Below are 23,461 nucleotides of genomic sequence, written 5' to 3'. Positions count from 1 at the left end.
TCTGCAAAACAGAACCTTAATCCGTGTAAAAATCGGGATAGGTTGACAAATCTCCTTAATGGTATTTAGATTGATTTTAAGTTACAGACTTAAAATTAGCTTAACCTCAATTTTTTGTATTTTCGCGGCATGGAAAGAGAAATTCTGGATACGAAACGCAAAGCACTTAAAATAAATCTTGACCCAAGAATTTACGGCACTTTCGCTGAAATTGGAGCGGGGCAGGAGGTTTCACGAAACTTTTTTAATGCTGGCGCAGCTTCCGGAACAGTAGCCAAAACCATGTCGGCTTATGATATGACTTTTAGCGATGCCATTTATGGAGCGGAAACAAATGGTCGTTATGTGAGCCAGAACCGCCTTTTGCAAATGCTTGACCACGAATTTGGCTTACTCAACGAGCGTTTATCTGGCGAAAAATACGAAAGCCGTACCTTCTTTGCCTTTGCAGATACGGTAACTACCTTAAATTACAAGCGTACCAACGAACCGCATGGTTGGGTGGGTATCCGGTTTCAAAACGAGCCCGGAGGTTTACCTAATGAAATATTCTTTCATGTACGATTGTTGGATACTGATGTAAATATGCAACAGCGTGTGTTGGGTATTATTGGTGTAAACCTGCTTTACGCAGCATTCTACTATTATCAGAACCCTAAAATAATGGTCGAATCCCTGGCTGACAATTTAACCATCGGATCAGTAGAAATCGATTTGATTTCGGTTAAGGGGCCGGCATTTCCTGGCGTAGACAATATCTTGCTTAATCTGTATATGATTATGAAAGATTTCTCGGCGGCTGCAATTTTCGATGCTGATGCGCATCCCCGCCAGGCTAAAGATCTTTTGTACAAAAAGGATATCATGATTTTAAGGACCAAATACGGCCAAAAATCATTGCCTAACTTTAATCTTTTTAATAAAGCTACAGAACAGTTTAAACGTACGAATAAAGTAGAAGAGGGGAATCTGGCTGTAATGATTGAAGTTTTAGCAACCAATGTTTTAACCGATGCACAAGAAACACCTGATGATATCGATTTAGAAGCAGTAGCTAAACGTACCCAGGAAATGTGCGATACAGGAAACACGGTGATTGTTTCTAATTTTACCCGTCACAACCGCCTTGCCAAGTACCTGGCCAGGTGTAAACCCAAAAGTGTCGGCTTAGCTACAAATATCAACAACTTAAAGTTTGTATTCAATGCCAAAAACTTCACTGGCGAAAACTATTCCGGTCAGCTATTGAGTTATGTAAACGATATGTTTAACACGAATGTGCGGTTATTTGCTTACCCTTTTCTGGATAAAAAGACCAATCAGGTCATTACGACTGAGAATATGCCAATTACACCTGAGGCGAAACCATTATTTGATTTCCTGTTGATTAATGGTTATATTACTGATATTAAAGACTATAATGAGGACGAGGTGAAAACGGTTTAATACCTATATTCTGTCATTCTGAGGAGCGAAGAATCTTTAAATAATAGCAAAACTTAAGTTTTGTATTGCTCATTTATAAGCTTATTTCTTAATTTAAAGAATTTAAATCCACCTTTTTAGATTCTTCATTACATTCAGAATGACAAGCAGCTGGATGAAAGAATTAAATCGTGCGCAATACCGAGCCATTTTCGTTCACCATAAAAGCATGCTTCGCACCGCATTTCAATGCAAAGTTATTGCGCTGGTGCCCAACGGGAAAATCAAACGCAACCGGGTAAGCATACTCCTTTACCTTTTCGAGCACAATATCATAAATGTTTTTGCCAAACTCTTCACCTGCATCATCGGGTTTCACTTTAAAACCACCAACAATTAATCCTTTCAGATTTTTAAGTTTGCCGCTTCTTTTTAAATTCCAAAGCATTCTATCAATGCTGTAAAGGTATTCGCCAGTATCTTCTATAAACAAAATTTTATCTTTGGTATCTAAATCTGATGGGCTGCCCGCAAGTGTTTCAATAATGCTCAAATTGCCGCCAACCAGTATCGCGTCAGTTTTCCCAAAACGGTTATTGCTGTTTGATGGAGCAGTATAGCCAATTTCTTCACCTATCAAAGCTTTCTTTATCGAGAGGATTGTTTCAATCTGTATGGGCTCCGCCTTAGCCCAATTATCAGGAAAACTGTTGCACATTTTAGCATGGATAGAAGCAATACCAAAATTTTTGGCCAGGTGGCAATGCAGCACAGTGATATCGCTGAAACCGATAATCCATTTGGGATTTCTTTTAAAAACGGAAAAATCAAGCTGATCAATAATGCGTACAAAACCATAGCCACCACGGGCACACATAATAGCTTTAATACCCGGATCATTCAGCATTTGCTGAAAATCAGCCAGTCTTTCTTCATCGGTTCCGCCGTAAGTAAAATCGCGTTTACCAATGGTTTCTCCAATTTTTATGTTCAAACCCCAGCTTTCCATTTGTTTAACCGAAGGTTGGATTTGCTCGAATGTAATGTATCCCGCAGGACTGCTAATTCCAACAGTATCACCAGGTTTTAAATAGGGAGGAATTTTAAACGCTGAACTTTCGCTTTCAATAGCTAAAGTTTCAAAGGCCGGAAGCATGGTAGTGGCTGCAATAAACGAAGAAAGGAAATGTTTTCTATTCATCTAAAATAGGATAGTAGAATTGATGTGGCTAAATATAGGATTTAAAATTATGGCATAAAAGAAAAGGGATTTATATCCATAAATCCCTTTTTAAACCAAACAAATTAATCTGTAAAAGATTAGTATAATGTGAATTATATAAATAACCGCATTTGAAATAAAATGTTTTGAGATTTTAGAAATATTTGTCAATCTGAGAAATAATTGATTGCGTAAAGCCAATATAATTGACTGCTTTTTTCTCAAAATTGTAAGCTACCGAGAACTGTCATTCCCAGCCCGATTAGGAAACCACGTATTACGCATATTGCCTATAAAACAGGGAAAAACTATATGAATTAAGTTTACGGTTTTTAGCGCTATTAATTATTTTATTGCTATTTGAATCACAGTGACTGCTTAATAGCCCTGATGGAAACGGAAATACTTTTTGGATTCCTATTATTTTATTTTTCGAAAACTTGCCAAAAAGATTGCAGTGCACAGCAGGATCAGGCTTTGGCTACAAGCACTGACACTGCGCTGCTAAAACAATCAAAAGAGTAAGAAAATTTTACCGGGGCACATCGATGCGCAGGCATTGACGGATACTAAAGAACTATGAGCCTATAGGTGAAAAAGTAAAGGCTACCCATCGCGGATAGCCTTTGCTAACAACAAAACAAATATAAGATAACCAAATCTTTCCTGATTGAGCAGAATCAGGGTAAAGTGCTATGAGATACACTTTGTGGCCTAGTAATGGATTCGAACCATTATAAAGAGTTTATGAAACCCCAACCTTCCCATCGGTCAACTGGCCATGTTTTATAATTGCTTTAATGATAAGTAATCACTTAGTTCTACAATCTGTTCTTTATTTAAGCTATCTTCATCCTCTGCAATTATTGATTTCTCTACTTCTATCTGTAAAGGATAAATTAATTGAGGATATTCATCAATAGCTGGATATTGAAAATAAATAGACATCATCTTCGTGTTTAATTGTTTAACGCTTAATGTTAAGCAAATATATAAATAAGTATATAATATCTATAGATATAGTAGTTTTTTAAATTGAAAATCATGTAAGTTTCTGATTTACAATCAAATAAAATTTTATTTATATCTTTTTTCATAAATAAAGAATGCATAATCAGCTAATTAATAGTCATATCCCCTGAATAAATTGGAGTGAAGATGAATTTTATATACAAGGCGCATTAATATCTATTTCCATGTCTTTAAATTCAATTTTAGAAAAGCTAATTATTTTAAGGATATTTGCAGTTCAAACATTAAAATAGTAATCGTGTCTTTAGATAAATTAAAACTTAGTAAACCACTTATAGCAGCCATGACTGATGCTGGATTTTTAACACCAAAAGAAATCCAAACCAGAACAATGTCGCGCATTTTAGGTGGCCAGGACGTTATAGCAGTAGGACCGGAGGGCTCTGGAAAAACAACAACTTATGTTTTAGCTACTTTAATGAAGTTGAAATACGCTTTTGAGGAAGCACCAAGAGCATTGATTTTAGTGCCGGATATTGAGCATGTAGACCATGTTCTGGAACAATTTAAACTATTGAACCGCAACAGTACTTTCAGAATTTTAGGAATTGATAGCCGGGGTACCATTGAAACGCAAATGAATGAGATTACCGATGGTTGCGATATTATTGTGGCTGTACCAGATCGTGCCAGGGCATTATATTTAAAACTAGCCTTAAACACCAATAAAATACAGTTATTTATAGTGGATAATGCAGAGCTTATGGTTAAGAAAGGCTTGCAATTACCAGTTGTAGAGCTGGCTAACAGCGCCTACAAATCTCAGCATGTAGTATTTACCGAAGTACTCCACGAAAAATTGAATCACATGATTTCGCCTTTTATGAAAGATTCGGCGGCAACCATTGAGGTAGATGAAATAGGCGAAAAGCAGGCAGAAGTTTACCAGCAAATGCTTTATCAGGTACCAAATTTCAGGACGAAGCTAAACTTATTAACCTTATTATTAAATGATGCTGAAGTTTTTGATAAGGTTGTGGTTTTCGTCAATACACGCTTAACCGCACAAACAGTCTATAAAAACTTTAACCAACATAAAGAAGGTGAGATTGGCATTTACCGATCGCTGTTTTTTGATGATAAAGGTTATGATGATATTGTTGACTTTAAAAATAATCCAGATGCGAGGGTTTTAATTGTAGCCAACGAAAATTTAGGCGAACTCAATATTGAAGGAATTCCTTTTATCTTTCACTTTGAATTGCCGGAGCAGAAAGAAACCTTGATTCAGCGTATTGTTAAACATGACCAGGAAGATGTGGTGGCTATTACATTTTCTACAGATATTGAATTGATAGAGGTAAAAAAAATTGAGCAGGCTATTGGGCAGAAATTGGAGGTAATGGAGTTGCCGGAAAATTTAAAAGTGGTTGATGCTGCTGATAAACCAAAGAAAAAGAAAGGTACAGAAGATGATGAATCTTCTGAGCGTGGTGCTGCATTTCACGAAAAGAAAGCCAGCAATCTAAAAAACTACAATTATAGTGCAGGCGCTAAAGCCAAAATGACCTATAAGAATAAAAAGGGATTGTCTTAATAATAGGGGCGTCACCCTGTTCCGGGAGCTATCTGATTTATTTAAGGGCTATTCCGCCAATAAAAATGCAACATAAAATAAAAGCTCCTCAGAAATTAATCTGAGGAGCTTTTTATTTAACCGTTATTTTCGATTAGTATAAAGTAAACTCTACACGACGGTTTTGTTGACGGCCAGCTGCAGTTTTGTTTGTTGCAATTGGTTGGTCAGGTCCGTAACCTGTAGCTTCAATTCTGGATGCATTTGCACCTTGAGATACTAAGTAAGCTTTTACTGATTCAGCTCTGTCTTTAGATAAACGTAAGTTTAACTCTCTGCCACCAGTGTTATCAGTGTGACCAGCTAATTTTAAGCTAAAGTTTTTATCTACTAATAAACCAGCAACACGATTTAAAGTTGCATATGATTTAGAACGGATCGTTGATTTACCTAAATCAAACTCCAGGTTTGAAATGGCATCTCTAACAACTTTACGGTCTTCTTCAGTAATTACCTTAGTTTCTTTAATAATTTCGCGTTGAACTTTGATTGGGCAACCAGAACCATCAACAACTGTACCTGAAGGTGTTCCAGGGCATTTGTCAAATTTGTTTGCTACACCATCATTATCGTCATCAGCTAAATCTTTAGCATATTGCTCTCTATCACGTTGTGCATTTTGCTCAGCTGTTGATAAAGCTCTTCTCAATTCAGCACTTTCTTCAGCACTTTGTTTACGCAAATCTGCAACAGCACTGTAATTTTGTAATTGTGATTCTTCTTTGTTTCCTAAAGCGAATTCTAAACCAACGTGTGAGTATGAGAATCTGCTTTCGTTATAGGCATTTTTAACTGTTGGAGATGATTTGATGAAGTTTATGTCATAACCCAAATCAATGTTAATTCCTTTAGCAACGCCAAATTTGAATCCAACTCCTGTAGGAATAAACCAGCCTTCTCTATCTTTAAATACTTCTGTAGATCCTATTTGCGAATCTGATGACATATAACCAGCACCAGCTTTTACATAAGGTATCAATACTGCATTCTCTGTATTTAAACTAAAGTTAGCAATATTTAATACTGCGGTTAATGCTCCAGACCACTGGATACTATTTTTCTGCTCTAAGTTACCCACATAGTTAGCCGTTTTCAGATCTCCACGTAAAAAGTCTGCCTGCAAGCCTAAAGCTGGTAAAATCTGTTTCTTAATGAAACCACCATAACCAATACTTTTAAATTCTCTGGCATCAACACTTCCTCCGCCTAAGAAAGTATTTTGACTTAAAATACCACCATGTACACCTACACTCCAGGTGCGGAAACTTTTTTCTCCAAATCTGGTACTGGTTGTTGGAGTTTCTTGTGCAAATAATTGTGATGATAATCCTAATAAGGCAACCAACATTGTTGATTTAGTAATTCTCTTATTCATGCTTCTATTTTTTAATAATTAGTGTCATAACAGTTTTTTAATGATACTGTTTTGATTGTGATTAAGAAAAAATCTTGCCAAATACATGATTTAATGTATAATGGCCATATTATCAGAAGATTAGCATGTTAAATTTATTTCACAAAAAAGTTACGTAATGGTTAATGCCCTATGTTTTGCTGTATACAATACTATACATTACAGGTTTTGAGTTAAATATTTACCCCTTAAAATTATGATGTGATCGATAGCTTTTTAGCAGGTGTTATGGGGCATTCTATCCATTTTAATCTTAGCCTATACACCTGGGTTGTGCTAAATGTTAATGAGCATTCTTTGACTTTTTGTAGTGAAAATGAAATAAATCACCTGCGGAGTTTTTGCGTTCGGTATGCTATCATACCACGCTCTGATCAAATTAAAGATATTACAACCTCAATTTAGCAAAGAAATCCCAAAAAACAATCCCGGCAGAAATGACGATATTAAAAGAATGTTTAGTTCCAAATTGTGGAATTTCAATGCATTCGTCAATTTTAGCCATTACCTCATCACTAACGCCGTCAACTTCATTCCCGAATATTAAAGCATACTTTTTATTGGGATCTGGATTGAAAGTATTGAGCATGGTACTTTTTTCAGCCTGCTCAATGGCCACGATTTCATAACCCATGCTTCGCAGGGCATCAATTGCCTGCACGGTATCAGTGTAATGAATCCAATCAACCGATTGTGTGGCACCTAAAGCAGTTTTTTGAATTTCGCGATGGGGTGGTTGCGCCGTAATGCCACAAAGAACTACTTTTTCCAGCGCAAAACCATCGGCAGTGCGGAATATCGAACCTACATTGTGCATACTGCGTACATTATCTAAAACCACCACAACAGGTAATTTTTCCTGTGTTTTAAATGCTTCAATATCCGGACGGTTTAACTCGTCTAATTTTAATTTTCTCATTATTAAAAAAGTGATTACACCGATTGAGGGTTTACACCGATTGGATGAAATTTCTCAAACTGCATGGATCTGTGTTAATATTTTTATAGCGTAGTTGGTCCGCCGCCAATTTCACTGATATGAATGCCAGCGGGGTAACCAATCTGGGCTACATAGTAATCTGTTAGCTGTTTTGCAAAATCTTCTTCGCAGCCTTTCTCCACCAAAGCTATTGCGCAGCCGCCAAATCCAGCACCCGTCATGCGGGCCCCAATAACATGTTTATAGCCCGAACAGAAATCTATTATGGCATCCAATTCCTTTCCGCTTACTTCGTATAACGTCCGCAAGGATTCATGAGAAGCATACATCAGGCGGCCAAATGCTGTTAAATCTCCGCCGCTCAATGCCTTCGCTGCTAAGTGAACACGGTCATTTTCTTTAATTACATGTGTAGCCCTGTTTAATAGGATCTCGTCGCTGATTAAATGGCTGTGCAGGGCAAACTTTTCTGCATTGAGTTCGCAAAGATAGTGAAGCGTAATTTCTTCATTTAGTAACTTTAATGCAGCCTGACATTCTGCAACACGTTCATTGTATTTTGAATCTGCCAGTTCGCGCGGTTTATTGGTATTGATGATAGCCAGAACATAATTGCCCAGATCAATATCAACCATTTTGTATTTTAAGGTCTCACAATCTAAAACAATAGCTTTGTCTTTTTCTCCGAAAGTAACCGCAAACTGATCCATGATACCTGAATTTAAACCAATAAAATCATTCTCTACACGTTTTGCGATTTTAACAAGCTCAAATTTATCATAACCCAGATTATAATAGACATTTAGTGCATAAGCAGTAGCAATTTCTATAGAAGCGGAAGAGGAAAGCCCCGATCCGATTGGAATGTTTCCGTAGAAGAGAAAATCTAAACCGTTAATTTCCTTTCCGTCTTTTATAAATTCGTTAATTACCCCAATAGGATAGTTTGCCCAGATGTTACCGTCTTTTTCGTTTACCGTGTTGCTGTTTGCCGCTGTTTCAATATCGAAATTTAAACTCTTAAACCTGAATTTACCATCGTTGTTTGGGGCTATGGCTACCCAGGTGCCTAAAGAGATGGCACAGGGCATAACCAAACCGCCATTATAATCTATATGTTCCCCAATCAGGTTAACCCGACCAGGTGTGAAATAAATAGCTTCGGCTTTTTTATGGTATTGCTCGGCAAATTTTTCCTGAAGATTAATGTTCATTGGCTAAAATATTTTTATAAAAAGCATTAATAATGGGTATGTTTGCTTTGAAAACAAAAGCCCTAAGTTACAATTTATGAGCGTTCAGCAAATACCCACCGGAAAAATTATTGATGGCGAAGAAGTTATCGCAATCGAACTGACCAATAGCAAAGGCACTTATGTCAAAATATTTAATTATGGTGCCATTGTCAATCAATTTATAGTAAAAAATGCCAAGGGTGAAAAACAGGATATTGTTCTTGGCTTCGATACATTTGATGAATACCTGAATCCGGATTATCTGGCCAAATACCCATATTTTGGGGCTATAATAGGCCGATATGCCAACCGCATCAAAAACGGAGCATTCAGCATTGATGATAAAACCTATCAGTTGGCCCAAAATGCCGGTACAAATACTTTACATGGTGGTTTGGTTGGCTTTGATAAAAAAGTTTGGGACATTGTTGAAATTATGGATGGGCCACAGCCTTCAGTTACCTTACAATATGAAAGCGTAGATGGAGAAGAAAATTTTCCAGGAAACCTGGTGGTTGATTTAACTTTCGAACTCACTGAAAATGATGAATTGATTTTAAGTTACGAAGCAGAAACAGATCAGGCTACCGCTATAAACTTAACACACCATGGTTATTTTAACCTGGCTCCTGAAGGTGGAAATGTCAAAAACCATAAACAACAGATTTTTGCTTCACATTATTTAGAGCAGGACGATAATTATTCGGTAACGGGTAAGCTGATCCCTGTTGAGGGTACACCATTGGATTTTACTAAACCAAAAGCAATAGGACAAGATTGGAATAAAGATGAAGGTTATGATCAAACATTCGTTTTGGATAAGATTTATGGCGATTTGTCTCTGGCCAGCAAAACAATTGAAGAAGAAAGTGGTTTAGTTTTAAGCGTTTATACCACAGAACCGGTAGCTCATTTATATACAGCGAAATATTTGGAAGTAAAAAATGGAAAGGGTGGTAGAGATTATAATGGTTTTGATGCCTTTTGTGTTGAAACACAACATCATCCAAATGCGGTTAATATCCCAACATTCCCCAACACAATTTTAAGGCCAGATGAACTATATACGCAAACAACAATTTACAAAGTTTCATTAAATAAATAAGTTATGTTTACCATTGAAAATATACAGGCATCAGCAGCAAAAATTAAGTCTGGCAAAGATTTCCCACTGTTTATAAAAGAAATTAAGGAACTGGGCGTGAAGCGGAATGATGTTTACGTCAGCAATGGCTTGTCTATTTATTTTGATGGTGAGGATAATGCGCAACAAACAAGTCCGGATGAGTACCCTACTTTAACTATCAACGAAGAATCATCTCCAGGAAAATTGGAACATGCGCTACAAGTACATCAACAGGGTGAAACAGATTACTTTACATTTTGCAAACAGGCCGCAGACGCTGGTGTAGAAAAATGGGTTACAGATCTTGAAGAGATGACCTGTACCTATTTAGATGCTGAAGGGAATGAACTGGTAAAGAAAACTATTCCCAAGGTTTAAAAATATAAATAACAGGCCCGAAATTTCGGGCCTGTTATTATAGTAATTCAATCCGCTCTAATACCGTTTTGATAGCCTGTTCTACAATTTTATCCGGTTTTTTACTAAATTCGAATTTCACCCTGCTGGCCAAAATAGCATTAACAGAGAGTGCTTTATGCCCTAAAACTTTTGCAAGCGCATAAATTCCTGCGGTTTCCATTTCCAAATTGGTTATGCGTTGCTGGTTATGCCTAAAACTGTTAATTAAGCCGATAAAATCCGGAACAGCATTTTTGGCCCGGACTATTCTGCCTTGCGGGGCATAAAAACCGGGTGCAGTAAGGGTAATACCACGAACCATATCCTTACCAATCGTATTTAATAGCCCATCATCCGCAGCAGTTAGGTAGGGATTAATATTATTGAGTTGGCCAAAGTGAACCCTGATATCATCCAGCAAAAGTTGCTCTTCGCCAGACAACTGCTGAACATAATAGTTCATTAAAGCATCCATCCCCAAACCGTACGAAGAAGCTAAAATGGTTCCCATGGGAATATCGGGCTGCACGGCTCCTGATGTGCCTACACGGATAATATTTAGAGGGGTCAATTCTTTTTTTACTTCACGGGTTTCAAAATCAACATTGACAAGTGCGTCCAACTCATTTAAAACGATATCGATGTTATCCGTTCCAATTCCTGTGGAGAGTACCGTAATGCGCTTTTTGCCGACGTAACCGGTGTGCGTAATAAATTCTCGTTTACCTTTTTTAAATTCTATTTTATCAAAGTGTTTGCTCACTTCGATAACGCGGTCAGGATCACCAACGGTTATGACAGTATCGGCAATATCTCCAGGCAAAAGATTTAAGTGGTATATGCTACCATCCGGATTGATGATTAGATCGCTTTCTGATATTTTCATATTTGGTTGTTTTTGCCCTTATTCTACATTTTTCCAACGAAAGTCGCAGAACTATTATAGTGTTAAATAGTATAGAGATATTTTAATTTAACACCTTCAATTTTATCAAATTTACTTAAAACCTGATTGAGTTGTGCTTTTCTTACTTCAAATTTCAATATACAATTGATATCAAACTGCTGAGCCAAAATCTGCAGACCTTCTTCTTTGCTCAATTTCATTACGTCGTTCATCTGCAGGTATTCGAAGTGGGCTTCATATACATCATTAACTGTTTTACTAATAATCTTTGCAGCTTTAATGGCTTCTATACTGGCATTTTTATAGGCGTTAATTAAACCAGGAACGCCTAATAAAGTTCCACCAAAATAACGTACAACTACCATTAGTATATTGGTAACATCTTCTGATAATAAACAATTCAAAATGGGTCTGCCGGCGGTACCAGAAGGTTCACCATCATCGTTTACCCTAAAAACAGACCGGTTAGGCGTTAAACGGTATGCATAACAAAAATGATTAGCTTTCGCATTCGTAGCCCGAAGGCTCGTTATAATAGGCTTCACTTCTTCTTCACTAAGGATGGGGTAGGCATACGCAATAAATTTACTCCCCTTATCTCGAAATATACCTTCTGAAGTATTTTCGATTGTTTTATAAGAATCATCGAACAGCATGTTGTGATAATGTAATGATGATAACAGCCACAATGGCCAAAGTTATGCCTGCGTAATTTAATTTGCTCAGTTTTTCTTTAAACACCATAACGCCGATTAAAGTACCTGCAATAATTACCCCCAAATTCATCGCGGCAAAAACGGTTGACGGGTTTTCTGCCAATGCCTGGTGCGCTTTCATATAAAAAAGGATATTTCCAAAATTGAACAGTCCCAAAATGAATCCACATACCACATTGACCAATTGCAGTTTTATTTTGCCGGCTATCACCATAGCAATTACCAGAAGTAAAGAAATTATAAACGCCAGACCAAAAACAGTAAACAGCGAGGTAGTATAGGGCAACTCTTTATACAGAGCAATTTGTTTAAAAAGCACATCTATCACTCCGAAACCGATAAAAACCATGACAGGATAGAGCAGACTTTTATTCCCGGCCTTCTGATGATCAGATTTCCGGAAAAAAGTTAACGCAATAGCTGCAAAACCTATTATCAGACCAGTAATTTTCAGGTAATTAAAATCTTCCTTAAAGATAAAATACGACGCCAGTATCGGAATAAATAGCGATAGCCGTTGGGCGATATCGGTTTTAACAATACCGAGTTTTTTTACTGATGCTGCAAGAAATAAAAATATCGAGGGCAATAGAATGGCCAGTGTAATATAAATAGGCCAGGGTGCAGTAGAAGTGATTAATTTAACATCAGGCTTAAAAAAAAGAAAGCATAAACTTATTGCAATAAAATAATTGATCGTAACAGCCTGAATAACACTAATATGGTATCGTTTAGCCAGTTTTAATAAAACAGCCACTGTAACACTGCAGCAAATGCTTAAAATAATGTAAATCATTTTATTTGATATCGTTTAGATAAACAGAGAGTTTGTCATTTCCAATCTGTAAGGTTTCTTGTAGGTTTCCATTAATATTTGGAGCAGAAACGCCATCGCCCCAACTGGTAGAAGAGGTAAAAATACGCGCTTCGTCCCATAGACTGGTATTTAAAAATTGATTCAAAATATTGGCACCACCTTCAATAATAACCGATTGTATATCCATTAGATAAAGCTGGAAAGCAATTTTTTGCGCCAAATAAAAATGCATGTCTACCATCTGGATGTAATGGATATTATCAACTACATCGGTTTTTTTTTCGTTAAAAATGATGGTTTTGGCTTCAGCATTGAAAAGATGATTGGATAGTGGTACCTGCAGGTTTTTATCAATTACCAAACGAATAGGGTTTTTACCCGGCCATTCGCGCGAAGTTAACTGCGGATTATCCATTACAGCAGTCTGTTTGCCAATCAGGATAGCATCTTCTTCGCTCCGCCACTGGTGTGCCAAACGTTTAGCCAGTGCACCGCTGATCCACTTCTGGTGACCATCTTTTGTGGCAAAGTAGCCATTGGCAGTTTCTGCCCATTTCAAAATGATATATGGTCTTTGTTTTTGTATCCTGGTGAAAAATCTTCTGTTAAAATAACGACATTTATCATCCAAAATACCGCTTACTACTTCAATACCGGCATTTTTGAGTTTCTCTATACCTTTGCCATCCACACCTGAAAAAGGATCTCTGGCACCAATAACTACTTTTTTTAACTTATGTTTTACCAATAAATCGGCACATGGAGGTGTTTTGCCAAAATGTGCACAGGGCTCCAGATTAACATAGGCTGTAGCTTGTTTCAGCAGATTTTCGGCCCCATGGCCGTAGGTATCAAATACAGCTTTAATCGCGTTGGGTTCGGCGTGCGCCTTTCCGTACTCCTGATGATAACCTTCGCCAATGATTTTACCATCTGCAACAATCACACAGCCAACCATTGGATTAGGACTAACATTCCCCGAAGCTAAGGCCGCCAGATCAAGACAACGGTTGATATAAAATTCATCACTCATTAGCGCAAAAGTAATAAAAAAAGAGTCATGGCCTGATCAAAAGAATGCGGTTATCACCTCAAATAAGTATTTTTGCAAATATGAAGATAGGAGAACTAGCGGCACATTACATACTCGAACTGGAGCCTATGTACGATAGTAATGAAGCAAAAGTACTATTTAGTATCGCTGCAGAAAAGGTTTTAGCCATATCTTCAGGTAAACTGATCATGCAAAAAGATCTTGATATCAGTTTTGTCGGTACGCAAAAACTTTTGAGTATCTTGAACGATTTACAGATCGGAAAACCAATTCAGCATATTTTGGCTGAAGCACATTTTTATGGCTTGGTTTTTAACGTAAATGAAAATGTATTGATACCAAGGCCAGAAACAGAGGAACTGATAGAGTGGATCATTTCAGTTTGCAGTACAAGGTCTTCAGTTAAAAGTTCTGCATTGCCAAAAAAGCTAAGTATTCTCGATATTGGAACCGGATCTGGTTGTATACCTGTAACACTAAAAAAATATTTGCCTGATGCCATGGTATCTACCTTAGATATCTCCCCGGAAGCTATCGCAGTTGCCAAACAAAATGCCAGGCAAATTGGTGTGGAAATCAATTTTACAGAGGCAGATATTTTAAATTTTAAATCTGAAGAAAAATTTGATATCATTGTTAGTAACCCGCCTTATATCAGGGATTTAGAGAAATCGGATATGCATAATAATGTATTAGTATACGAACCACACCTGGCATTATTTGTAAGCGATGAGAACCCATTACTATTTTATAAAGCCATCGCTGATTTTGCAAAAACGAACTTAAAACCCAACGGACAACTTTTCTTTGAGATCAACGAACATCTGGGAAGAGAAACCATTGAAATGCTGACAGATAAGGGCTTTGTGAACCTGGAGTTGAGACAGGACATGCAAGGAAAGGATAGGATGGTTAGGGCGGAGTGGTAAGCTATTTTGATTACGATAACCGATTTCAAATGATCAATCTCTACAGCGCTCACTTGTTAATAGATATTACCAAATTAACTTTTCGAGAAAGAATGATTTCAGCGCATAAATAACATGAAAATGGTTTTCTCGTCTCCCAGTAATTTTATCCAAATTATATTAGTAATCTTAAAAATGAGCTTTCCAGCTATCTCATATCCCACTAAGAGATAATATTTTTTGCAGACTCATCTGACTTGCAGAATTAAAATAGCGACTAAATTAAATTAAATTAAAAATTTACATCAGCTATTGCAACGTACGTTTTTAACGCATACCTTTAGCGTATGAAGAATAAAGGAGAATTGGCATCTTTTGTACCCACTAAAACAGAACTGAATGTGCTGGAGATATTATGGAAATATGGTCCTTCAACGGTACGTTTTATACATGATAAGCTTAATGAACAAAAAGAAGCAGTGATTTATACTTCCACACTCAAACTCATGCAGGTGATGAAGGAGAAGGGAGTATTAGATAGGGATGAAAGTCAAATGAAACATATTTATCATGCTGTTTTAAAGGAAGAAAAGGTAAAAGGAAATCTCTTGCTCCGTTTTGTTGATCAGTTTTACCAGGGTTCGCCTAGCAAGATGATGGTATCTCTGTTGGGAACTGATAAAACATCTGCAGAAGAACTCCAACAAATGAGGGACATGATCAACAATACAAACCTTAAAAAATGATTTTTTTGTTTGAAAATAAAGCGATACATCATTTTATCGATGCATTTTGTATGATGCTATTGCATTCCCTTTGGCAGGGAATCTTATTTGCTTTTATGGGTAGTGCTTTGCTATACTTTGGATCTACTGCAAAATTTAAATATAACGCATTATTGTTACTTTGCTTACTTTTCCTAGGTAAATGTTCGCTTACTTTTTGGTGGTATTATCACTACAGTTCATCTTTATTGATGGTATCTACACCACAGGTTATATTCAATTACGATGCGTACAGCCTGTTGATAACAAAAATCCTGTCATATACGGCTACCCACGCGAAATTCATTTTCATGCTATGGTTTTTGTGTTTTAGCTTTGGCTTGGTTAGAATGTTCGTTAACCTTTTCTATTTTAATAACCTAAAGCAAAACAGGATTATTGAACCTCCTCAAATGTGGGCAGAAAAGGTTGCTCAGTTATGCCAAAAACTCGATATCAGATCTATAGTACATTTAAAGGAATCTCCAAGGATAAAAGTTCCCATTGTGCTGGGCCACTTTAAGCCTGTCATCCTTTTGCCCATAGGTTTGTTAGCTGGCATGCCAGCGCAACAGGTGGAGGCAATCCTTTTGCACGAACTCGCACATATCCGCAGAAACGATTATCTGGTAAACCTGTTTCAGAACATTGCAGAAGCATTATTTTTCTTTAACCCCGGATTTTTGTTGTTATCAAACTGGTTAAGATCTCAAAGGGAATACTGCTGCGATGACATCGCCGGCAGCTATACAACAAATATTAAGGACTATCTGCTTGCCCTGGTTGATTTCAAAGGGCATGTCTCAAAAAATAATTACCGGCTTGCTTTCACCGGAAGCAATAGTGTATTATTTAGTCGCGTTAGCCGGATGCTGGGAAAGCCACATAGACAAATCTCTTCTAAAGATCGTAGTATCTTAATCATTTCAGTAGTTGGATTGATCTGCCTGGTTGGCCTATATTTTAAAAGCCCTATCACATTGCCTGCTAAACAAGATAAGATTGCGCCTACATTTGTCGAAAAAATTCAAAACGCTACTATTGAGTCCAATTTCCAGATGCGAGCAATGCTTAAAAAAGATGATCCACCTCTGAGAAAAAGACAAATTGCCACGCAGAAAAAATATATGCCGATAAGACCATTTAAGGAAAAGATGGTTAATCAATTGCCCATAGCAAATAATGTAAACGGGGCAGATCTAACAACAACGCACAGCGAACAGCATCTTACATCTTATCAGGTTGCCATGGAGGAATATCATAACGATATAGCGCAGTACAACAGGGACATGGCTCAATACAAATTGGATCTGGAAGATTACAATGTTTCTATGGAAAAGTATAATCTTAAAATTAAAGAATATAATAAAGTAAATTTTCCAGAAAAAAATAAGTATTCAAATTAGCTTGCTCAGCAATAACCGTAAAATTCTATTATAAGCGATAAACAAGGCCTGGTTTATCCAAATCCACTATTTTTTTTAGCCGCCCAAGTGCGACATGGGAATCTATTATCAAAAATTTAACATTAAACCGTAAACAATGAAGAGAACCAACCTAATAATCAGACAGTTTCTGATTGCAATCTGTACAGCAGGACTATTTTTTGGCACGAAAGCAGGTTATGCACAAACCAGCGCCAAACTCACCATCATCAATCAGGATTATGAGCAAGCTAAACTCGAATCGAAAAAACAGCATAAACTATTACTGATTGATTTTTATACCACCTGGTGCGTACCCTGCAGAAATCTTGACGAGACCATATTTAAGAATGCAAATTTAAGTGAAGAGCTGGCGAAAAACTTTGTAGTGCTTAAATATGATGCTGAGAAAGACAACCACCACCTAAGTTTAAAGTACCATATCAGAATGTATCCATCCACTGTCATCCTCAATGAAAACCAACTGGTGGTAAACAGGATGTACGGTACAGGCGGAAGTGATCAGGATATGACAAAAAACTATATGGCGGTCGTTAATACGGCTATTGAAAACCATACCCGGAAGAATTACATAAAAGGGGTTTCGAGTAATAACTGGCTGAATTATCCGAAGTTCTATGAAGAATATGTATACCACATTAACAAAAAAAATATTGACCAAAACTTTAATCAATACTGGCAGAACAATCCCGATCATTTTGATGAGATTACCTTTACTATGCTTTGCTATTTCGATGGAGGGAGTGATGAAATGGCCAACTTTTTTTCTCAGAATAAAAAGAAGTATGAAGATTTATATGGCGAATTAGACGTAAGATGGGTGAGTTCGATGATGCTCAGTAAAAAAGTTTATGCTGCATTTGATGCGAAGGACAGAAAACTGTTTAATGAAGCCAAGAACATGGCAAAGTTGCAAATGGCAGCAAAAGATACTGTTTCCTACTTTTTAGCCATTGAGCAGCAGATGCTTATAAAAGAACAGCGTTGGACCGATGCGGCTAATGTGGTTGAGCAGCGCATGCAACTGGCAAATTATGATCCGGCGTCTACTAATGATTTTTGCTGGTCCATTTATCAGGAATGCAATGACCAAAAAGTGTTGCAAAAATGTTCGTCATGGATGAAAAAACTGGCTAAAAAATCACCAGATTATAATACGCTTGATACATATGCCAGACTATTATACAAGACCGGAAACAAAAAGCTCGCCTTTGCTACCATCCAAAAAGCAATAAATCTGGGTAAGGCAAATAAGGAAGACACACGCAGTTCTGAAGAGTGGTTAAAAACTAAAGGCATTTAAAAGAATAACATTTGATAGGTGATAGCTGAGATAATCAAGATTTAATCGTGACTATCTCAGCAAAATGCTGCCAATACAACTAAATATTTTAATTTACAGATTGTTAGGCTCTTGGATGAAACTGCGTAATTACCTCTCTTAAGTAATCTCTGTCTATATGCGTATAAATCTCTGTGGTGGTAATGCTCGAATGGCCCAGCATTTCCTGAACTGCACGTAAATCAGCACCACCTTCAATTAAATGTGTCGCAAAAGAGTGCCTTAAAGTATGTGGACTGATCGTTTTTTTTACTCCAACGGAGATGGCGAGGCTTTTTATTAAGTTAAATATAGAAATACGGGAAAGTTTAGCACCAAAACGGTTTAGAAAGATAAAATCTTCATGTCCTTTTTTAATATTGGCATGTATCCGAACTTCGTTAATGTAAATATCGAGTAATTTTAGCGCTACACTACCGATGGGTACCAAACGCTCTTTATTACCTTTTCCAATGATTTTTATAAATTCAATCTGCGGGAACAGATTTGATAATCTTAATTCGGTTAATTCAGTTACCCTTAAACCGCAGCCGTATAAAACCTCTATGATGGCTTTATTACGCATTCCGTCAGGTTTAGAGGCATCTATAGCGGCTATAAGTTCATTAATTTCATAAATATTCAACGTATCAGGAAGTTTTCTGCTGAGTTTTGGTGCTTCCAATAATGCAGTTGGATCATTTGATATCAGATCTTCGATCATTAAATAGGCAAAGAAAGCCTTTAGTCCCGATATTACCCGAGCTTGTGTGCTTGGTAGCATTCCCAGTTCATTAAGCCATGAAATAAAGGATTTTAAATGGCTTATGGTAATTTCAGTTAGTTTGGGTTCTTCGTTCAGCGATTGAAAATACTGGATCAGCTTATTGATATCGAATATATAGGCATCAACAGAATTTCCAGATAAAGACCGTTCCAGTTTTAAATACGATTTAAATCCTTTAATATATGATGACCAAAGCATGCTTTTATCTGAGATTTTTTATAACATTGCAACGTTACGACATTATATGATGAAAATACAAATTATTAACGGCCCAAACTTAAACTTATTAGGCGTTCGTGAGCCATCTATCTATGGCAATACCAGTATTGAAGATTATATTCAAGAATTGAAAAAGACTTATCCCAATATTGAAATTGAATATTATCAGAGTAATGTTGAGGGCGAAATTATTAATAAGTTGCATGAGGTTGGTTTCAGTTATGATGGGGTAGTGCTGAATGCCGGCGGTTATACGCATACCTCTGTGGCCATTGCAGATGCCATTGCCGCTATTAAAACACCTGTTGTTGAAGTGCATATTTCGAATATATATGCCCGTGAAGAATACCGGCATGTTTCGTTGACCGGAAAAAACTGTCAGGGGGTTTTAACCGGGTTTGGCATGAAGGGTTACCGACTGGCTATCGAAAGTTTGTTGGTTTAAGTTATCTCAATAATGTTCAAAAATCTAATCTGTACCGCTCTCTTGTTTACCGCTCTTTTTGGTTATGCGCAAGAAAATTCCACCAACAAAAATGTATTAAACGAACAATCGGTTGTAAGGGGAGAAGATGGTCTTGTGTATCCGTTTAATACCTGGAAAAAATTAATGCAAACAGGCAAGTACGGAATTAAAAGCCGGAAGACTTTTACCGAGAACGGTTATCCGGAATATTTGATTTATGAGTTATCGGCTGATCAGAAATCGGCTTATATGGATAAAATTCCAAAACCAAGAGCTAGTGATTCTTTTAGGGAAGGCGATCTGTTTAATGGTTTAAAAATTACCGATATGAATGGTAATAAATACGATTTAAGAGATAGTACCGGGAAAATTTTCGTACTTAATTTCTGGTTTATCAATTGTCCTCCATGCAAGAGCGAAATTCCACAGTTAAATGAACTGGTAGCTAAATATAAAGACAATAAAGATGTTGTTTTTCTGGCAATTGCTTTGGATGAAAAATATGATCTGAAAAGTTTTCTTAAATCTACAGCCTTTGATTATAACATTGTGGATGGCGGGAAGTATATAGCCAATAAATATGGCGTTAAAGGTTATCCAACACATGTTGTGGTTGATAAAAAAGGTTATATAGCCTTTAGTACATTAGGCTTGGCACCCAATACCGTATACTGGGTAGAAAAATCTATAAATGAATCTTTGAAGTAGTTTGCCCAAGGGTACTGATTTGAGCCGTTATAACGTAGTCGAGAAATCATTTAAAAAATGATCTTAATTTTTCCGCAGACTGTTTTATAAATATTGTCATCCTGAGGGGCATTTATTGTATAAAGATCAATATGATTGACAGTAATTAATCTACGCTTAAAAATCCCCCGGGGGTTTACTTTCATTTCGAGCGGAGTGCTACCTGTACCGACTTTACATCGGTAACACCGTCGAGAACAACGGATTGCTCTGCGAGGCAAAATTTATTTTGATAGATCTATCCACATCGCGCTGCTTCGGTCGAGATGACGAGCTTTTTTCTGAGTCTGTTAATGCTAGCTTCCGGAAGGACCTGTTTCAAATGTCTTACAAGGCGTTTCGACAGGCTCAACGTGACCAATTCAAAGTGAGATACAGCGTCATGATGAGGGCAGATTTATTTTAAGTTCGAAAAATATTTGATTTTCCTGATAAAAAATGCCCAAACAATACTATTGTTATACACTCCGGTATGTTTAGTATAATCTGTTTGAACTGCTTTACGCTTTTTGCCGGTTTTTGAAAGCGATTTAAGGAAATGCCAGTGACCTTTGGTTACCGCCATCGTAAATTTAGGTTTGCCCGTCAGCAAGAAATGCCACCAGGCAATAAAATCGATAAACATCCTGATCGTGATCCGAAAAACAGCATCACCTGCAGGGAGATTTTTTTGCATAATGATCAGGTTATTCCTAAAATTAAGATAAGTTTTAAATGGATTTTCCGTTTGTAAAGTTCCGCCGCCAACATGGTACACTTCAGCATCAGGACAATACATAATCTTATAATTGAGGTTTTTTAAACGCCAGCACAGATCTATTTCTTCCATGTGGGCGAAAAGATCGGCATCTAATCCTCCGGCTTCTTTCCAGCATTTGCTTTTTATAAAAAATGCAGCCCCACTTGCCCAAAAAACTTCGGTTGCATCATTGTACTGCCCATCGTCATACTCATATACATTAAATAGCCTGCCACGACAAAAAGGAAATGAATAGATATCCAGGTATCCGCCCGCAGCACCTGCATACTCAAATTGTTTTTTATTTAATTGCCATTTAATTTTAGGTTGTGCCGCAGCAATGCACACATCATTTTCCATTAAATCAATGACAGGTTTGATCCAATCGGGCGTTACTTCTACGTCAGAATTAAGTAAAACAAAATAATCTGCTTCAACGCGTTCTAAAACCTTATTGTAGCCCCCCGCAAAACCATAATTCTGGTCATTCTGAATAATTTTAACAGTTGGAAAGTTTTCGCTTAAAAACGCAACTGAATCATCGGTAGAGGCATTATCGCCTACAACAATTTGCAGGTTATCGTATTCGGAAAGCAAAATTCCTGGTAAAAATTGCTTTAAATACGCTTTTCCATTCCAGTTTAAGATCACAACGGCTACTGATGGGTTCATTCTTTTAATTCGGGTTTAAATTTCCAGCGCTTATGGCTCCAGAGCCAGTATTGAGGCTGTTCTTTTATAATGTTTTCTAAAAATTTAAAGTGTATGTCTGTGATCTCAAATTCTTCCGTTTTAGCTGGTTCGAGGCACATGGGCAATACATCTACATGGTAATAACCTTTTTTAACCACATTTACTTTGAAATAGTATATCGGCCTTCCGGTCGATTTTGCAATTTTTTCTACACCTAAAAGTGCAGCTGTGGGCTGATTTAAAAAATCTGTAAAGTATCTGGTTTCTTCTCTGGTAGGCGCTTGGTCGCTCGCGAAACATAATAGGGTAGGTTCGTTTTTATAAGCAGCAATTCCGCGTAAGGTTTGACGCATGGCAATAAAAACATTCCCATACTTCGTCCGCATACAATCAAACCAGGTTTCGAAAATTTTGTTTGTAATGGGTTTAAAAATCACCAGGGTTTTAGCAGATATACTCAAGCCAAGTGCTAAAGTGCCTAATTCCCAGTTGCCATAATGGCCGGTACAGGCCAGTACACTTTCTCCGGCTTTAAAGTGCGTTTCTAGTTGTTCTAAACCGGTAAATTTTACCCTCTTTAAGGTTTCTGCCTTAGAAATACTGGTTATTTTTATGATTTCAAAAATAAGTTCGGCCAGGTATAAAAAGAATTTTTTCTCTATAGATTTTATTTCAGCAGCAGATTTTTTGGGAAAAGAACGGGTTAAATTCTGCCTGACAACTTTTTTTCGATAGCCTATTACGTAATAAAGCAGATAATATAGTAATCTTGCAAAAAAAAAGAGCAAAGGCAGGGGGAGCAGCGATAACAGGTACAAAAAAAATACGCCTACATGCGCAATCCCTTTCTTCATCATTATTTTTAAAACGTTTCAGCTACAAACATAAATTTTCAAATGCAGAATACAGCTATACTTCCATTATTTTATCTTCCGCCTGTAGGTTATTTTAGTTTATTGCAAAAATTGGGAGATGATTTTTTAATAGAGAAACACGAGCATTTGGCCAAGCAAACTTACCGTAACAGGGCCAGCATCTATTCACCCAATGGCAAACTTGATATTACGGTTCCTGTAGTTAAAGGTGCTAAAACACATACTAAAATGAAAGATGTCCGGATCAGTTACGATTTTAACTGGCAACGTCTGCATTGGTTAAGTTTAGAAAGCTGCTACCGGAGTTCTGCTTATTTCGAGTTTTATGAAGATGAGCTTGCTCGTTTTTACACTAATAAGTTCGAATTTTTGTTCGATTACAACCTCGAACTTTTAGAATGGCTGAACAAAAAATTAAAATTAAATAAACGCTTTGAGGTAACTGGCGAGTATTTTGATGACATCCAAGCAGAATTGGATTTCCGTTCGGCCATGAACCCCAAAAAACCGGAAGATATGGTAAACAATAAACCATATTATCAGGTTTTTGAAGATAAACATCAATTTTTAACCAACTTAAGTATTGTTGATCTGTTGTTTAACCAGGGGCCGCAAGCCCGGCTATATTTATAAC

The 23,461-nt window shown here is 37.0% G+C and carries 23 protein-coding genes; 11 read left to right on the top strand and 12 right to left on the bottom strand.

All coding sequences use genetic code 11. The features are described 5' to 3' along the window. The first annotated feature begins 129 nt into the window (after positions 1 to 129). Complete coding sequence (locus ABEG20_RS07510) at positions 130 to 1,446, top strand: nicotinamide mononucleotide adenylyltransferase (protein WP_406826758.1); 1,317 nt, start codon at positions 130 to 132, stop codon at positions 1,444 to 1,446. Between the two features lie 163 nt (positions 1,447 to 1,609). On the opposite strand, the gene ABEG20_RS07505 is transcribed toward ABEG20_RS07510, so the two are convergent. Continuing rightward, positions 1,610 to 2,626, bottom strand: coding sequence for an LD-carboxypeptidase (locus tag ABEG20_RS07505; RefSeq protein WP_406826757.1), 1,017 nt, complete (start codon positions 2,624 to 2,626; stop codon positions 1,610 to 1,612). Positions 2,627 to 3,433: 807 nt separating this feature from the next. Further along, positions 3,434 to 3,598, bottom strand: coding sequence for a hypothetical protein (locus ABEG20_RS07500; protein ID WP_406826756.1), 165 nt, complete (start codon positions 3,596 to 3,598; stop codon positions 3,434 to 3,436). A 319-nt stretch (positions 3,599 to 3,917) separates the two neighbouring features. On the opposite strand from ABEG20_RS07500, the gene ABEG20_RS07495 reads away from it, so the two are divergent. After that, entirely contained in the window at positions 3,918 to 5,216 is a 1,299-nt protein-coding gene (locus ABEG20_RS07495; RefSeq protein WP_406826755.1) for a DEAD/DEAH box helicase, read from the top strand. A gap of 133 nt (positions 5,217 to 5,349) precedes the next feature. Here the strand turns inward: ABEG20_RS07495 and ABEG20_RS07490 are convergent, their stop codons facing one another. The 3 genes from ABEG20_RS07490 to ABEG20_RS07480 all read right to left on the bottom strand — a co-directional run bounded on the left by ABEG20_RS07490 (position 5,350) and on the right by ABEG20_RS07480 (position 8,823). Beyond that, entirely contained in the window at positions 5,350 to 6,630 is a 1,281-nt protein-coding gene (locus ABEG20_RS07490; RefSeq protein WP_406826754.1) for an OmpA family protein, read from the bottom strand. 427 nt (positions 6,631 to 7,057) lie between these two features. After that, positions 7,058 to 7,588, bottom strand: coding sequence for an RNA methyltransferase (locus ABEG20_RS07485; RefSeq protein ID WP_406826753.1), 531 nt, complete (start codon positions 7,586 to 7,588; stop codon positions 7,058 to 7,060). A gap of 83 nt (positions 7,589 to 7,671) precedes the next feature. After that, positions 7,672 to 8,823 carry a galactokinase gene (locus ABEG20_RS07480; protein WP_406826752.1) on the bottom strand — a complete coding sequence of 384 codons (1,152 nt, stop codon included), beginning with the start codon at positions 8,821 to 8,823 and terminating at the stop codon, positions 7,672 to 7,674. Positions 8,824 to 8,899: 76 nt separating this feature from the next. Here ABEG20_RS07480 and ABEG20_RS07475 point away from each other — a divergent pair, with 76 nt between their 5' ends. Then, on the top strand, positions 8,900 to 9,949 hold the full coding sequence (locus ABEG20_RS07475; RefSeq protein ID WP_406826751.1) for an aldose epimerase family protein: 1,050 nt from the start codon (positions 8,900 to 8,902) through the stop codon (positions 9,947 to 9,949). Between the two features lie 3 nt (positions 9,950 to 9,952). Beyond that, a complete protein-coding gene (locus tag ABEG20_RS07470; protein ID WP_406826750.1) occupies positions 9,953 to 10,348 on the top strand; it encodes a DUF1398 domain-containing protein in 396 nt (131 codons plus the stop codon). A gap of 37 nt (positions 10,349 to 10,385) precedes the next feature. Here the strand turns inward: ABEG20_RS07470 and ABEG20_RS07465 are convergent, their stop codons facing one another. The 4 genes from ABEG20_RS07465 to ribD form a co-directional block, all read right to left on the bottom strand. Further along, a complete protein-coding gene (locus ABEG20_RS07465; protein ID WP_406826749.1) occupies positions 10,386 to 11,255 on the bottom strand; it encodes a nucleoside phosphorylase in 870 nt (289 codons plus the stop codon). Positions 11,256 to 11,317: 62 nt separating this feature from the next. Continuing rightward, positions 11,318 to 11,932 (bottom strand): IMPACT family protein, encoded by a 615-nt coding sequence (locus ABEG20_RS07460; RefSeq protein ID WP_406826748.1) that lies wholly within the window; start codon positions 11,930 to 11,932, stop codon positions 11,318 to 11,320. Then, positions 11,919 to 12,788 (bottom strand): EamA family transporter, encoded by an 870-nt coding sequence (locus tag ABEG20_RS07455; RefSeq protein ID WP_406826747.1) that lies wholly within the window; start codon positions 12,786 to 12,788, stop codon positions 11,919 to 11,921. Before ABEG20_RS07455 ends, ABEG20_RS07460 begins: the two co-directional genes overlap by 14 nt. Position 12,789: 1 nt before the next feature. Beyond that, entirely contained in the window at positions 12,790 to 13,842 is a 1,053-nt protein-coding gene (gene ribD / locus ABEG20_RS07450) for a bifunctional diaminohydroxyphosphoribosylaminopyrimidine deaminase/5-amino-6-(5-phosphoribosylamino)uracil reductase RibD (RefSeq protein ID WP_406826746.1), read from the bottom strand. Positions 13,843 to 13,922: 80 nt separating this feature from the next. Here ribD and prmC point away from each other — a divergent pair, with 80 nt between their 5' ends. From prmC to ABEG20_RS07430, 4 genes are all read left to right on the top strand, one after another. Beyond that, the gene (prmC, locus tag ABEG20_RS07445; RefSeq protein WP_406826745.1) at positions 13,923 to 14,792 is read left to right on the top strand and encodes a peptide chain release factor N(5)-glutamine methyltransferase; all 870 of its coding nucleotides are present in this window, start codon (positions 13,923 to 13,925) and stop codon (positions 14,790 to 14,792) included. 326 nt (positions 14,793 to 15,118) lie between these two features. Next, positions 15,119 to 15,517 carry a BlaI/MecI/CopY family transcriptional regulator gene (locus tag ABEG20_RS07440; RefSeq protein ID WP_406826744.1) on the top strand — a complete coding sequence of 133 codons (399 nt, stop codon included), beginning with the start codon at positions 15,119 to 15,121 and terminating at the stop codon, positions 15,515 to 15,517. After that, positions 15,514 to 16,941: a M56 family metallopeptidase gene (locus tag ABEG20_RS07435; RefSeq protein ID WP_406826743.1), complete on the top strand. Its 1,428-nt coding sequence runs from the start codon at positions 15,514 to 15,516 to the stop codon at positions 16,939 to 16,941. Before ABEG20_RS07440 ends, ABEG20_RS07435 begins: the two co-directional genes overlap by 4 nt. A gap of 136 nt (positions 16,942 to 17,077) precedes the next feature. Then, positions 17,078 to 18,283 carry a thioredoxin family protein gene (locus ABEG20_RS07430; protein ID WP_406826742.1) on the top strand — a complete coding sequence of 402 codons (1,206 nt, stop codon included), beginning with the start codon at positions 17,078 to 17,080 and terminating at the stop codon, positions 18,281 to 18,283. Between the two features lie 103 nt (positions 18,284 to 18,386). Here ABEG20_RS07430 and xerD read toward each other — a convergent pair whose 3' ends face one another. Further along, positions 18,387 to 19,286: a site-specific tyrosine recombinase XerD gene (gene xerD / locus ABEG20_RS07425; RefSeq protein WP_406826741.1), complete on the bottom strand. Its 900-nt coding sequence runs from the start codon at positions 19,284 to 19,286 to the stop codon at positions 18,387 to 18,389. A gap of 49 nt (positions 19,287 to 19,335) precedes the next feature. Here xerD and aroQ point away from each other — a divergent pair, with 49 nt between their 5' ends. Further along, positions 19,336 to 19,752, top strand: coding sequence for a type II 3-dehydroquinate dehydratase (gene aroQ, locus ABEG20_RS07420; RefSeq protein WP_406827386.1), 417 nt, complete (start codon positions 19,336 to 19,338; stop codon positions 19,750 to 19,752). A gap of 12 nt (positions 19,753 to 19,764) precedes the next feature. Next, positions 19,765 to 20,481 (top strand): TlpA family protein disulfide reductase, encoded by a 717-nt coding sequence (locus ABEG20_RS07415; RefSeq protein ID WP_406826740.1) that lies wholly within the window; start codon positions 19,765 to 19,767, stop codon positions 20,479 to 20,481. 436 nt (positions 20,482 to 20,917) lie between these two features. Here the strand turns inward: ABEG20_RS07415 and ABEG20_RS07410 are convergent, their stop codons facing one another. Both ABEG20_RS07410 and ABEG20_RS07405 read right to left on the bottom strand, forming a co-directional pair. Next, positions 20,918 to 21,931, bottom strand: coding sequence for a glycosyltransferase family 2 protein (locus tag ABEG20_RS07410; RefSeq protein ID WP_406826739.1), 1,014 nt, complete (start codon positions 21,929 to 21,931; stop codon positions 20,918 to 20,920). Next, complete coding sequence (locus ABEG20_RS07405) at positions 21,928 to 22,809, bottom strand: lysophospholipid acyltransferase family protein (RefSeq protein WP_406826738.1); 882 nt, start codon at positions 22,807 to 22,809, stop codon at positions 21,928 to 21,930. Before ABEG20_RS07405 ends, ABEG20_RS07410 begins: the two co-directional genes overlap by 4 nt. A gap of 39 nt (positions 22,810 to 22,848) precedes the next feature. Here ABEG20_RS07405 and ABEG20_RS07400 point away from each other — a divergent pair, with 39 nt between their 5' ends. Further along, on the top strand, positions 22,849 to 23,460 hold the full coding sequence (locus tag ABEG20_RS07400; protein ID WP_406826737.1) for a WbqC family protein: 612 nt from the start codon (positions 22,849 to 22,851) through the stop codon (positions 23,458 to 23,460). Position 23,461: the final 1 nt, after the last annotated feature.

It is taken from the genome of Pedobacter sp. KACC 23697 (assembly GCF_045348445.1).
Taxonomy (GTDB): domain Bacteria; phylum Bacteroidota; class Bacteroidia; order Sphingobacteriales; family Sphingobacteriaceae; genus Pedobacter.
Note: the sequence above shows the minus strand (reverse complement) of the source record. Positions and strands in the feature narration are given on the sequence as shown.